The organism is uncultured Succiniclasticum sp., from assembly GCF_902793885.1.
In the GTDB taxonomy this organism is placed as follows: domain Bacteria; phylum Bacillota; class Negativicutes; order Acidaminococcales; family Acidaminococcaceae; genus Succiniclasticum.
In genome coordinates this window covers 22,183-36,091 of record NZ_CADBFF010000010.1, presented here as the reverse complement: position 1 = coordinate 36,091, position 13,909 = coordinate 22,183, and the positions used below count along the sequence as shown (strand labels likewise).

General features: G+C 51.6%; 9 protein-coding genes, 1 tRNA gene and 1 other annotated feature. Of the genes, 1 reads left to right on the top strand and 9 read right to left on the bottom strand.

The genetic code is table 11. The features are described 5' to 3' along the window. Window position 1 precedes the first annotated feature (1 nt). From QZV31_RS06500 to metA, 6 genes are all read right to left on the bottom strand, one after another. Complete coding sequence (locus tag QZV31_RS06500; RefSeq protein ID WP_295359217.1) at window positions 2-715, bottom strand: amino acid ABC transporter permease; 714 nt, start codon at window positions 713-715, stop codon at window positions 2-4. Between the two features lie 6 nt (window positions 716-721). After that, complete coding sequence (locus QZV31_RS06495; protein ID WP_295359215.1) at window positions 722-1,615, bottom strand: transporter substrate-binding domain-containing protein; 894 nt, start codon at window positions 1,613-1,615, stop codon at window positions 722-724. 548 nt (window positions 1,616-2,163) lie between these two features. Further along, window positions 2,164-2,240, bottom strand: a tRNA-Cys gene (locus QZV31_RS06490). 126 nt (window positions 2,241-2,366) lie between these two features. Continuing rightward, window positions 2,367-3,299 carry a cysteine synthase A gene (cysK, locus tag QZV31_RS06485; RefSeq protein WP_093730067.1) on the bottom strand — a complete coding sequence of 311 codons (933 nt, stop codon included), beginning with the start codon at window positions 3,297-3,299 and terminating at the stop codon, window positions 2,367-2,369. A 361-nt stretch (window positions 3,300-3,660) separates the two neighbouring features. After that, window positions 3,661-4,947, bottom strand: a complete 1,287-nt coding sequence (locus QZV31_RS06480) for an O-acetylhomoserine aminocarboxypropyltransferase/cysteine synthase family protein (RefSeq protein ID WP_295359212.1) — start codon at window positions 4,945-4,947, stop codon at window positions 3,661-3,663. 221 nt (window positions 4,948-5,168) lie between these two features. Beyond that, entirely contained in the window at window positions 5,169-6,092 is a 924-nt protein-coding gene (gene metA, locus QZV31_RS06475; protein ID WP_295359210.1) for a homoserine O-succinyltransferase, read from the bottom strand. A 140-nt stretch (window positions 6,093-6,232) separates the two neighbouring features. Beyond that, window positions 6,233-6,542: a binding site (T-box leader), on the bottom strand. Between the two features lie 456 nt (window positions 6,543-6,998). Here metA and QZV31_RS06470 point away from each other — a divergent pair. Then, window positions 6,999-7,397: a hypothetical protein gene (locus QZV31_RS06470; RefSeq protein WP_295359208.1), complete on the top strand. Its 399-nt coding sequence runs from the start codon at window positions 6,999-7,001 to the stop codon at window positions 7,395-7,397. A 453-nt stretch (window positions 7,398-7,850) separates the two neighbouring features. On the opposite strand, the gene meaB is transcribed toward QZV31_RS06470, so the two are convergent. From meaB to QZV31_RS06455, 3 genes are all read right to left on the bottom strand, one after another. Then, window positions 7,851-9,029 carry a methylmalonyl Co-A mutase-associated GTPase MeaB gene (meaB, locus tag QZV31_RS06465; RefSeq protein WP_093730088.1) on the bottom strand — a complete coding sequence of 393 codons (1,179 nt, stop codon included), beginning with the start codon at window positions 9,027-9,029 and terminating at the stop codon, window positions 7,851-7,853. Between the two features lie 209 nt (window positions 9,030-9,238). After that, window positions 9,239-11,437 (bottom strand): methylmalonyl-CoA mutase, encoded by a 2,199-nt coding sequence (scpA, locus tag QZV31_RS06460; RefSeq protein ID WP_093913343.1) that lies wholly within the window; start codon window positions 11,435-11,437, stop codon window positions 9,239-9,241. After that, window positions 11,437-13,698 carry a methylmalonyl-CoA mutase family protein gene (locus QZV31_RS06455; RefSeq protein WP_295359203.1) on the bottom strand — a complete coding sequence of 754 codons (2,262 nt, stop codon included), beginning with the start codon at window positions 13,696-13,698 and terminating at the stop codon, window positions 11,437-11,439. Before QZV31_RS06455 ends, scpA begins: the two co-directional genes overlap by 1 nt. Window positions 13,699-13,909: the final 211 nt, after the last annotated feature.

Here is a 13,909-nt window from a genome sequence, read left to right as displayed (position 1 = left end):
TTTATTTCTGTATCCTTTCCGGTCGTGTTTTCTGTGGCAACAGCTTTTGTTCCAACAGCATCGTCGACCTTGTGATCAGAAAAGCCAGTCCCAGATAGATCAGCCCAACTGCAGTGTAGACTTCCAGCGCAGAGCCTCCATACTGGCGGGAGATGATCAGATTCCCTTCCCCAAGCAGATCGATCAGTCCAATTGTATAGGCCAGCGAGCCTTCCTTCATCAGGTTCAGCACCGAGTTTCCAAAATTCGGTAACGCCACTACCGCAGCCTGCGGCAGAACGATCCGCCGCAGTGCGGTAAAGGAGGAGAGGCCTATACTTACCGCCGCTTCATACTGCCCGTGATCCACAGACAGGTACGCGGCGCGCATGACTTCCGAGCTGCTGGCTGCATATAGCAACGTAAAGGATATGATTACAAAGACTGCACGGCTCAACCCATTGATGTCATAACCAAAAGCTTCCAGCACGAATTTGGGCAGACCGTAAAAGATCAGGAAAAGAAGAATGATGGACGGAGTGCAGCGCAGGATATAGGTATAACCTGTAGCCAGGCTCCGAACCACTCGCCCGCCGCTGATTTTTCCCCAGGCGATCACACCGCCCAGCAGGCTGCCGAAGATAATTACGGAAACCGTAACACCCAGCGTTACGCTCAGGTACGGGAACACTTCCACTAAATACTGCGGAATCAACTGAGGCTCAAACGGGCGCATCTTCTATCACCTTTCTCCTTTGCCGTCGCCTTTGACAAGCTTGAAAATATCAAAGCCGAAATACTTGTTTTCCAATTCCAGCAGCTTGCCGCTCTTCTGCAGCTTTTCCCATACTTTGTCGTACTCGTCGGCGAGTTGCTGGTCTTTCTTATTGAACAGCGCATAGGTGGGAATTGCCTGATGCCGTACATAGGCAAATTTATCTCTCAATTTATAATATTTGCCGGTTTCTTTTTCCACATTGTTTATGTGGTTGAGTTCAATGTTAAAGTACCCGTCATAACGGCCTTCCAGTATCCAGCCATACGCCTCATCCACTTTAAAGTTCTCCGAAGGAACCAGCTTGACCTGATTATCCGGATGTTCCCGGTTATACTGCTGCACCACTGCGTACTGTGCATTCTGCGGCGCAATCGGAACCAGCTTTCCTTTCAGCTTTGCAAAGCTTTCCAGGTCTTTGATCTTTCCTTCATCCTCTTTTCGGAACGTGATGCCGATAACGCTGGCCGCGATATAATGCTTCGGGAAGATAAATTTTTCCTTGCGTGCTTTCGTGTACCAGGCGCCTTTGACTCCGATGTCATATTTACCGCTTTCCACGCCGATCAGCAGGTCATCGTCAGATGTGGGAATGAATTCAAATTTGTACTGGGGCAGCGCTGCCGCCAGCTCCTTTAATACCGCCACTTCAAAACCGTCCGACTGGTTATCCTTATTGATGAAGCAGTACGGTACATAATCCGCCCTGTGCGCGACCTTCACGACTTTCTTCGCGCCGGCATCCGCCGGCTTATCTGTTTTTTCCACCTTCTTTACGCCGCCGCAGCCGACCAGAAGCCCTGCCGTCAATAAAGAAACAGCTGCAACCGCCAATACGTTTTTCCAATTATATTTCATCATGCTACCCCTTTCGTTATAAACCGTTACTCCTTAATTTTTGCAATAAAAAAACAGACCGCAGTCTGTTTCGTAATCTGTATGATGATGCAATCGTCAATCATGTCAGAAGACATAAACAGGCATTTCTTGTTCTACACATATTCATGCTGAGCGCGCAAGGACAACAACACATACACATGACAGCAGCCAGTGTACGCATAGAACAAGATTCTGCCCGACGCAATACCGCTGATTTTTTCATTCAGGTCGTCCTCCTTCTCATCGTATTTTTAAATCATATTATTCATATTTGTTTAGTATGATTTAAACTTGTTATGCTTATTATAACCAACCAATCCGATTTGTCAACAGCATTTTTATAATTTTTGTGATTTCGTAACAACAGGAGTAAAGTACTGTAATTTTTGTTAAATTCGATACAGTTTTTCGAATTTGAGTACGCGAAAAGGATAACGGGCAGCTCTTATCTGAATAGCAACTTGTATAAAAAAACTGTATCGCACCGGCCCTTTGGCCGATTTAACGGTACAGTTTCTTATTATATAATTTGGAGGCGGCGCCTGGATTTGAACACAGGGAATGATAGTCTTGCGGACTATTGCCTTAAACGCTTGGCTACGCCGCCTTAATACATGTAAGATAAAGGGTTTTGCCGTTATCTTACAGCTGTTGCTAACATCGCTTCCAACGTCAGTTTTCGTTTTTCTCTTCTTACAGAATCGGAAATCATTCTATCATTTACGCATACCTTTTATTCCGTAAACAACGGGGTGGAATAATACCGGTCACCACTGTCTGGAAGCAGGGCTACAATGACCTTGCCTTTGTTCTCCGGGCGTTTTGCCAGTTCAATGGCACCGTGCAGCGCCGCGCCGGAGGAAATACCCACGGAGATGCCTTCTTTTTTCGCCAGCAGTTTGGCCGCCGCAAAAGCGTCCGCGCTTTCCGCTTTAAATACTTCGTCGTAAAGTTTGGTGTTCAGCACTTCCGGTACAAAGCCTGCGCCGATGCCCTGGATCTTATGGGCGCCTGCCCTGCCTTCGGATAACACGGGGGAATCCGCCGGTTCCAGCGCCACAACTTTCACATTGGGGTTCTGTTCTTTCAGATACTCGCCGGTACCCGTTACGGTGCCGCCGGTCCCTACGCCCGCGATAAAAATATCAACTTTGCCGTCAGTATCATTCCAGATCTCCGGGCCGGTAGTGGCTTTATGGATCGCCGGGTTGGCCGGATTTACAAACTGGCCGGGAATAAAGCTGTTGGGGATTTCCTTCGCCAGCTCATCTGCTTTGGCGATGGCGCCCTTCATGCCCTTCGCGCCTTCCGTCAGCACGATTTCTGCACCGTAGGCTTTCAGGATATTGCGGCGTTCCACACTCATGGTCTCCGGCATGGTGAGAATGATGCGGTACCCTTTCGCCGCGGCGATGGCTGCCAGACCGATGCCCGTGTTGCCGGAGGTAGGTTCAATGATGACCGCGCCCGGTTTCAGTTGGCCCTTCGCTTCCGCGTCTTCGATCATCGCCTTGGCAATGCGGTCCTTCACGCTGCCTGCCGGGTTGAAATACTCCAGCTTCACCAGGATCGTAGCTTCCAGGCCTAACTCCTTTTCAATATTGACAACCTCTACCAGCGGCGTGTTGCCGATTAATCCCAGGGTTCCTTTGTAAATCTTAGCCATGATACATGCCTCCCAATTGTTATTGAATTTGCACAGAATGTGTTGCCTCAAATTCTTAATCCCATTTATACCACTTTAATCATACTATGTCAATAGGAATTTAGGAATTTGTTAAAATAATTATGCAATGACTAAAAAAGCAGCCTGTAAAATAACAGACTGCGCGTGCCATTACCGAAAAACGAAATACTTAACAGAAAAGTGCTGAGCAAAACATCGGGAACGTTTGTGACATTTCGTGAGACGAAATGAGTCGGCCGTGGCGAGACTGTCTGAGGGCGAAGCCCGAGTTTCGAAGCCACAGGCGAATAAGTCCACGAAATAGCAAACGTTCCCGGTTTTACGAAGACTTTTCTGTTACTTATTTATCTACCGCCGCAAACCCGTTTTCCAAATCCGCGATGATGTCGTCAATATGCTCCGTGCCGATGGAAAGGCGGATGGTGCTGGGCGAAATGCCCTGGTCTTTCAGCTCCGCTTCCGTCAGCTGGGAATGGGTGGTAGAAGCCGGATGAATCACCAGGCTCTTCACGTCCGCCACGTTGGCCAGCAGGGAGAATATCTTCAGGTTGTCGATAAACTTCCAGGCCGCTTCCTGGCCGCCTTTGATCTCAAAAGTGAAGATGGAGGCGCCGCCGTTGGGGAAATACTTCTCGTACAGCGCATGATCCGGATGCTCCGGTAAAGACGGATGGCTTATGCTTTCTACCAGCGGGTGCTTGCTTAAATATTCCACAACCTTCTTCGTGTTTTCCGCGTGGCGGTCTAGCCGCAGGGACAGGGTTTCCACCCCCTGTAATAAAAGGAAGGCGTTGAAGGGCGAGATGCAGGCGCCGGTGTCCCGCAACAGGATGGCGCGGATATAGGTTACGAAAGCAGCGGGACCGACCGCGTCATAGAAAGACACACCGTGATAGCTGGGGTTCGGGTCGGCAATGTTGGGGAACTTGCCGCTCTTCTTCCAGTTAAAGGTGCCGCCGTCCACGATAATACCTCCCAGGGTGGTACCGTGGCCGCCGATAAACTTTGTGGCGGAATGGACCACTATGTCCGCGCCGTGCTCGATGGGACGGATCAGGTACGGAGTTCCGAAGGTGTTGTCGATGACCAGCGGCAGGCCATGCTTATGGGCAATCTCCGCAATGGTATCGATGTCGGGGATATCGCTGTTGGGGTTTCCCAGGGTTTCCAGATAGATGGCCTTTGTATTTTCCTGAATAGCGTTTTCCACTTCTTCCAGATTGTGAGCGTCCACAAACGTCGTTGTAATACCGTACTGCGGCAGCGTATGTTCCAGCAGATTGTAGCTTCCGCCGTAGATGGTCTTCTGGGCCACGATGTGTCCGCCGTTGGCTGCCAGCGCCTGCACGGTATAGGTGATTGCCGCTGCGCCGGAAGCCACGGCCAGCGCCGCGCTGCCGCCTTCCAATGCGGCCAGCCGTTTTTCCAGCACGTCCTGGGTGGAATTGGTCAGGCGCCCGTAAATGTTGCCGGCGTCTTTCAGGCCGAAACGGTCCGCCGCGTGCTGACTGTTGTGAAATACATAGGAAGTAGTCTGGTAAATCGGCACTGCCCGGGAATCGGTAGCCGGATCTGCCTGTTCCTGTCCAACGTGTAACTGTAAGGTTTCAAATTTATAGTTTGCCATGATGATCTCTCCTTTTCCATATTTTTTATTTTAGCCTGCAAAGGATTGCAGGGTTAAAACCGGTATTCTTTTGCTTTCAGAAATCTGGAATGTTCCGCTCTGTATAACCAGCTTTCCAACCTGGTTCAAGATGAACCTCTGATTTCATCCAATGTCTTATCGCAAGTCTATCATGCAACGTCTTGTCGCAGGTATCTGCATGTCCCGACGTTCCGCTTTATCTATTCCTTTTTCGTCAGCGTCAGCAGATTGTAGGGTGTTTCCTGATACACCATGTTCAGCCAGTTGCCGTAAAACAGGTGGGCGTAACTGCACCACTTGAACACCGGCTGTTCGGTACTGTCGTTGTCCGGGTAATAATATTCCGGCAGGTCCGGGTCCATCCCCTTCTTCTTGTCCCGGATGTACTCGGTGGCCAGGGTTTCCCGGTCGTATTCAAAGTGCCCCAGGACGAAGATCCGCCTCATGTCCTCCGTACAACAGATATTAATACCCCGCTCCACAGAACGGGACAGGACCTTCAGGTCCGGTTCGGCGTCCACGGCCTGGTGGTCGATATCCGTATGGCGGGACTGGGGAATGAAATACCGGTCGTCAAAGCCCCGCAGCAGGGGATGATGCTTTACCGTCAGACCGTAACTGTAAATACCGAAAAATTTCCGCGGCAGTGTGTGCTTCTGCACACCGTAAAAATAGTACAGCACAGCCTGGGCGCTCCAGCAGAAGGACAAAACAGAAAATACATGATCCTGAGACCAGCGGATATAATCCACCAGCTCCGGCCAGTACTCCACCTCTTCAAATTCCAGACATTCCACCGGGGCCCCGGTGATGATGAACCCGTCGTAATAGCGGTCTTTTACGTCCGCGAACTCCAGATAGGCTTTGTCCAGATAGGAATTATCCGTGTGGGTCGTCTCCCGGGAAACGGTGCGGGCAAAATCTACTTCGATCTGCAGGGGGCTGTTACCCAGCAGACGCAGCAACTGCAGCTCCGTAGGTTTCTTCAGGGGCATCAGGTTCAGGATTAGAATCTTCAGGGGACGGATATCCTGCGTCACCGCCCGTTCCTCCGTAATGGCAATGATCCCTTCCTGCTGCAGATTTTCTACAGCAGACAACTGGTTTGTGATTTTTACCGGCATTTTGGTTCCTCCTTGCGGCTGTGATGTGTTTTGCCTTGTGACGCTGACAGAAGTCAGTGGGTGTTACCTGCCCTCGCGCTGCCCCCTTGGGTACCCTTGCGCAGCGGCAACAGGCCTGAAACTAAAAAATGCTTCCGCCCCAATGGGACGAAAGCACCGTGTTACCACCCATATTTACCGGATGCTCACACATCCGGCCTCCTCGGGTACGCGGGATGTATCCTGATACCGCGAGCAGCAAATGTAAAAATTACAAAACCAGCTTCTCGGGTACGCGGGACTTCTCCTTGAATACCCCAGCACGGTAACGGGTGCGCCCGGACGGTCTCAATTACTTCGACCAGTCAGCTCCAAGGCCATCTTCGGCAAAGTTCCCTGCGCTTTCTTGCACCGGTATGAAAGCTCTCTGTGGCAGTTTCCTCTGCGTACTCTTCTCTTCACAGCCAAATCATAGTATTTAACTTGTGATTAAAAATAGCAGAGATGCAGCCCATTGTCAAATAAAAACTACACTTTTTTCTAAAATTATAATTTTGCGTTAGAAATTGTGCAGAATGTTACACAATGTCATATAAATCACTATGATTTATAGGGATTTAACAGCTGCGTCGAGGAGCATTGATGCAGTCAGCCACAAAACCAGCCGGCACACACAGAACGGATCAGCAGCTACTTAACACGGTTGCGCAGACAGGAGACACTGAAACCTCGGTCCCTTCCAGTAACCTCGTAAAATTTATTAATAAATTTTATATTCTTATTGATAATAAATCTTGTAAATGATAAAATATATGTGGGAACAGGCGGGGCAAAGGGTTTGGCCGCTTATGTCCCGAATCCGACACCATTACAGTCATTTTTTATAGAACGATTCACCGTTACACAGGACAACAGGAGGAGGTAATCATGGAAAAGCGCAGGATCACATACGACAATGAACTGGAAATCATGATTGAAGATTATCTGGCAAACCCGCTGGAAGTAGAGCTGGAACGCGTGATTGAAGGGCTGGAGGAAGAAGAACTGGCGGAGCGCCGTGCCAAAGTGCAGTCCGTGCTGGAAGGCCGGGAAAAATTTGAGATTCCCAGCGCCCAGATACTGCACAATATCATGGAAGTGTGGCGGGCCTTCCGTCCTTCCGTGTACAAAAAGCTGAAACGCATGGAGATTATGCCCCTGGAAGCGGAACGGCTGCTACAGGAACAGGGCCGCATCAAATCCAAGCTGCCCTATAACCGTGAGACGACGGATATGTTCACCCTGATCGGCAAAGACCAGGATCCGCTGAATGAATATCCGGAATAACATAATTATTGAAAACAAAAGCGCGCAAGGTTTCGCAATACTGTGCGTGTTTGCTATTCCATGGATTTATGCGCCTGCGGCTTCGAAACTCGGGGCTTCGCCCCTCAGACAGTCTCGCCGCTGCGGCGCATTTCATCTCATGGAATGACACAAACGCGCACAATGTCTTGCTCAATCCTTGCACGCTTTTTGTTTTCAACAACTTATTTTCATTACAAAAACCCCGGCTTCCTTACGGAGACCGGGGTTTCGGACTTCCCGAGGCGGCGGGAAGTCCGCTATCACACAGCAGCTAAGGCGGTAACCGCTGTGAATAAGCCTTTTTTGAGACGGATTCGCCAAAATCCGCAATCACAGGTACATTATTTCTTAAATTTTCAGTTCAAACAGGGCGCGCTGCAACCAGCTGCCCCACATTCAAACCGTGTCCGTTTTCCGCTTACTGACGAACCTTTACAGCTTGTCGCTCTGCAGATGCTTGATGGCCGCCCGGTCCATATCGAAGCAGCGGATCAGTTCGGTAACTGCCTGGCTGGGGGAAATCAGTCCGTTTACTACGGAATGCTCTACCAGCGGGATACGGCCCTTGATCATCGGATCGTTAAAGAACAGGTTATGGAGATGCTCGTCGATCATGCCGCGTACCCAGGACAGAAGCTGTGATTTACGGCGGTTCTGGAACACTCCGGATTCTTTTGTTTCTTTTTCAAACTTCCGCATGACAGCCCACAGTTCGGGCAAACCGTCATGGGTCAGTGCGGAACATTTATAAGCATGGGTCTTCCACCCTTCCGTGGCCGGACGGATGAATTCCACCATACGTTCGTATTCACCCTGGGTCACGGTAGCCCGCGCCAGGTTTTCGCCGTCCGCTTTGTTAACTACAATGGCGTCGGCCAATTCCATGATACCTTTTTTAATACCCTGCAGATCGTCACCAGCGCCGGTCAGAACCACCAGCATAAAGAAGTCTACCATATTACGTACGGTCGTCTCCGACTGGCCTACGCCTACGGTTTCTACCAGAATTACGTCATAGCCTGCCGCTTCGCAAAGCATCATGGTCTCGCGGCTCTTACGGGCCACACCGCCTAACGTTCCGCCGGAAGGCGTGGGACGGATAAAGCAGTTCGGTTCCCGGGACAGGTTCTGCATACGGGTCTTATCGCCCAGAATGGAACCGCCGGTCAGAGGACTGGTGGGGTCAACGGCCAGAACGGCCACTTTGTAGCCCATACTGCACAGCAGCTGGCCAAAGGCTTCGATAAACGTACTCTTGCCTGCGCCGGGAACACCGGTGATACCGATGCGCAGCGCCTTGCCCGTTTTTGGCAGCAGCCCCTGCAAAACACGCTGGGCCTTATCAAAATCTTTGGGAGCATTACTTTCGATCAGAGTAATCGCTTTGGATAACATCACGCGATTGCCTTCGCCTACCCCCTTTACAATCTCGTCAAGAGTGGGTTTCCTGCGCAACGGAACCCTGCGGACTGCATTGGGATCATAGACTTTTTCTTCCGAGTTGGCGTTAACTTTCGTGTCGATGCCACCCATTACGGAACAGGCAAAGTTTTCATTTGCATCCTCAGGCACCCAGCTGGGATGTAAATCGGATTTTGGAATTTCAGGCATGATTATCATCTCAACTTTCTTCATATATAGTGGCGCGGCAGGCGTCACGCTGCGCAGACCGCATGCGTTCTGCGTCCCGCTCCCTATACATGAAATAAATGGGCTGTCTGCCCCCGTTACCACAACAGGGGCAGGCACGCACCATAATTCTTCTTACACTTGGGAACTGTCCGTCAACAGCCGTTCAGGCTGTCTTCCTTACAATTCCGTTATTCCTGAGCCGCTTCCTCTTTCGCACGGTCTACTAACATCTGCAGCAGTTTGATGCAGCACTTCGGAATGTTGGTACCAGGCCCGAAGATAGCAGCTGCGCCATGATCGTACAGATAATCGTAATCCTGTGCGGGGATAACGCCGCCGATGGTTACCAGAATATCCTCACGGCCGCGTTTGGCAAGTTCTTCCACCAGAGCCGGCAGCAAGGTCTTGTGACCGGCAGCCAGGGAGGAGAAGCCTACCATGTGAACGTCGTTGTCCACTGCGTCCTGTGCGGTTTCTTCCGGAGTCTGGAACAGAGGCCCTACGTCAACGTCCCAGCCCATGTCAGCGAAGGAGGTCGCCAGAACTTTCTGTCCGCGGTCATGACCGTCCTGACCCATCTTAGCCAGGAAGATACGAGGCCGGCGGCCTTCCAGTTTTTCAAACTCTTTAGCCAGCGCATTGGCTTTTTCCATATCGTCGTTGCCGGAGAATTCGCTGCTGTATACGCCGGATACGGTGTGGATAACCGCATTGAAACGACCGGATACTTTTTCGATTGCGTCGGAGATTTCGCCCAGGGATGCACGGTCGCGGGCTGCCTGTACGGCGCATTCCAGCAGGTTGCCGTTTTCGCGGCTTTCTGCTGCTGCGGTCAGGGCTGCCAGATCGCGGGCAACCGCTTCCGGATTCCGTTCTGCACGCAGTTTTTCCAGACGTTTGATCTGAGCGTTACGAACGGCGGTGTTATCGATGGACAATACGTTCAGCGGGTCTTCCTTGGCCAGACGGTATTTGTTCAGGCCGACGATGGTTTCCTTGCCGCTGTCGATATTCGCCTGACGACGGGCCGCGCATTCTTCGATACGCATCTTCGGCAGGCCGGTGGCGATAGCTTTGGCCATACCGCCCAGGGATTCAACTTCCTGGATGTGCGCCCAGGCACGGCGGATGATCTCGTTGGTGAGGTATTCCAGATAGTAGGAGCCGCCCCACGGATCGATGATCTTGCAGACTTTGGTCTCGTCCTGGATGTACAGCTGGGTGTTACGTGCCAGACGTGCGGAGAAGTCGGTCGGCAGTGCGATGGCTTCGTCCAGTGCGTTGGTATGCAGGGACTGGGTATGGCCCAGTGCTGCGGACATAGCTTCCATACAGGTACGGGAGATGTTGTTGAACGGATCCTGTTCGGTGAGGGACCAGCCGGAAGTCTGGGAGTGGGTACGCAGTGCCATGGATTTCGGATTCTTGGCGCCGAAGCTCTTCAGAATCTTAGCCCACAGTACACGGGCCGCACGCATCTTGGCAACTTCCATGAAGTAGTTCTTGCCCATATCCCAGAAGAAGGACAGACGTTTTGCGAAGGCGTCAACCTTCAGGCCTGCTCTTTCACCGGTGCGGATGTATTCCATGCCGTCGGCCAGGGTGTAACCTAATTCCAGATCGCAGGTAGCGCCGCATTCCTGAATGTGGTAACCGGAAATGGAAATGGAGTTGAACTTCGGCATGTAATTGGTGGTGTACTCGAAAATATCGCCGATGATACGCATGGACATATCAGGCGGATAGATGTAGGTGTTACGTACCATGAATTCCTTCAGAATATCGTTCTGGATGGTACCGGCCATGATCTTCTTGTCTACGCCCTGTTCCTCACCGGATACGATGAAGAAGGACAGGATCGGAAGAACAGCGCCGTTCATGGTCATGGATACGGACATCTGGTCCAGCGGAATGCCGGAGAACAGGATGTTCATGTCCAACATGGAGCAAACGGATACGCCTGCTTTACCAACGTCGCCTACTACACGGGGGTTATCCGCGTCGTAGCCGCGATGCGTCGGCAGGTCGAAGGCGATAGACAGACCTTTCTGGCCCGCTGCCAGGTTGCGGCGGTAGAAAGCGTTGGATTCTTCTGCGGTGGAGAAACCGGCGTACTGACGTACCGTCCAGGGACGGAATACGTACATGGTGGAGTACGGCCCACGCAGGAACGGAGGAATACCGCTCATGAAATCCAAGTGGTTGCATTTTTTGTAAATTTCAGCAGTGTACAGCGGATCAACCGGGATACGTTCCAGGGTTGTACCTTTCAGGGCATCCCAGTTTTCACCGGTCTTCTTTTCCAGACCTTTCTTCCAGTCCTCATAGGAGCAGGAAGGGTGTTCGGGAAAACTAATCTTGGTGAAATCAGGATTCAGATTTGCCATTATTCAATCATCCCCTTCCTCTTCTGCAAGTCTTTCAGAATATCAAAGCAGTTGGCAGATACGCTGATGAAGTCGTCTACGCCTGCATCCAGATACGTCTGTTTCATATCTTTGGCAGGAGCGCCGGCCAGGAACAGTTTCATGGTCGGGTTGGCAGCTTTCAGCAGCGGAGCCATTCCCGGTACGTCTTCCGGATAGGTAGCGTCGGTGGAGCAGATAACCGCGCAGTCATACGGGGTGCCTGCTTCGTCGATGCCTGCCTTCAGGGCAGCCGCAGCCTTTTCCCAACGGGAATTGGGCTTGCCTTCGTCGTCCTGGAAACCATTGTTCAGATGCACGTTGAATTCGCCGACCTGCAGGAAGCTGGTGGAGAAGTCAGCGCGGGCTTTATGCTGCGGAATCGGTCCCATGTTGGCCAGGAATACTTCCACGTTCTTGCCGGTCTTGGCAATGTAAGCTTCGGTATCTCTGCGCAGGGCTTCGAATTTTTCCGTCCAGTGATGTTCCGCAATCGGTTCAACCGCAACGTCGCAGCAGCAGGCTTCTTTGGCAGCAGCCTTGGCAACCTGTCCGATGGTAGCGCCGGCGGTGAAAGCATCTGCTTCCGCGTCGATCAGGGCGTCAGCGCCGGCAGCCTTAACCGCAGCCAGTTTGGCGTCCGTTTCTTTTGCGTCTACATCAGCCAGATATTTATCTACGTTAGCAGACAGAATCTTTTTGATTTCTTCGGTATTTTCCGGACGGGGATCCAGCGGTTCTTCCGTCATGTTCGGATACATGTTTACGCCGACCGCGCGGTCTTTGCGCAGTTCCAGAGCCTTGAAGCGGGCAGCCAGGATATCGGCGATGCCTTTCTGGATGCTGCCGTCTTTCAGTGCGGCAATTACGCCGCCGGCTGCTTCTACTTCCTGGAATTTAGCCCAGATCTTTTCAGTAATCTGTTTGGTCAGCGCTTCCACGGCCCAGGAGCCGCCAGCCTGATCGATAGGCGCCTGCATGCCGAATTCTTCCTGCAGCATGATATGGATGTTGCGGGCAATACGGCGGGAGAAGGTGTCGCCTTTGCGGATCAGTTCGTCAAAGGGTTCGTTTTCGTAGGTGTTAACACCGCCAACTACGCTGGAGAAAGACTGAGTGCAGTTACGCAGCATGTTCACATACGGGTCGATCACGGTCTTGGTGAAAGATGCCGGACGGCCATGTACGAAGGAAGCGCGGTCCGCTTCTTCGGCGCCGAATTCTTTCATGATGTTAGCCCAGATCTGACGGGCTGCACGCAGTTTTGCGATTTCCATGAAGAAGTTTGCGCCCTGGTTGAATTCGAAAGCGATCGCCTGGGAAATATCATGGATATCCAGGCCCCGTTTCATCATCTGGCGTACATATTCCACCGCTACCGCATAGGTGTAGGCAACTTCCTGAACGCTTTCCGCTCCGCCCAGGGAGAACACGGTGCTGCGAACGAAAACGGTACGCAGGCCGGGCGCGTTTTTCTTTGCCCATTTAATGGCAGCAGCCATCTGGTCATACAGCGCATCCAGGGACTCGCTGGTCTTGCCGTTTTTAATCAGCTCGCCGATAGGGTCGGCGCCCACAATGCCTTTCAGCTTTTCCACTTTCTTGCCGCCGGCTTTCAGCGCAGCTACCATCATAGCCAGCAGGCGGGTGGAAGCTTCCCCGGTATATAACATGAAGGGAATCTTTTCCAGGTCCAGTCCGTCCAGCATGGTGTGCATGTCTTCCACGGTGGTCAGGCTAACGCCTTTATCACCGGGTTTTTCGGCATCTTTTACGTCAACGCCGGCCAGGGTGGCTTTGTCAACGCGCACATGGTAAACCGTGCTGCCTTTGGAAATTTCGAATTTCAGCAGTTCGTTGTTTTCCTGCGGTTCGGTCAGATCGCAGGCCTGGGCGATGCCCCAGGGTTCGTGAACGTAACCATTTACCGTACTGCCGCGCAGGAAGTCGCCCATGCCCGGATAATCATCCGTCGGCAGGATGTCTTTCCATTTACGCAGCGTGTAAATGGGATCGAAGGTAATGCCTTCATAGTTTTTGGTGTACATCATCTTGTCAAAAGGCTTGCCTTTTAACAGTTCGTTACAGGCCTCCACCCATTCCTCCGGCGTGGGGACTGTAAACTCATCAAACGGAACATCCGGGTAAGACGCGTTCTGTTCGGACTTACGCAGAAGTTCTTCCAACTCCTTGTCAGTCATCGGCTTGGATTTGGACTGCTCGATGTTGGTTTCTTCAGCCATAAACAATTTACCTCCTCATTAGATTTCGGAATCATCGGTCAATCATCCGACCATTCTGCTTGTCCAATTTTTCCCGAACCTCGTTGTCGTCGCTCGGCGCAGCTACAGCTACGACTCACTTCTCCGCCTTGTCCGGGAAAATTTGTCCTGCGCATTATGACCAGATTATTTCCCTCCAATTCCTTTGTGATTCTCCTCCCGGGAAATGCGC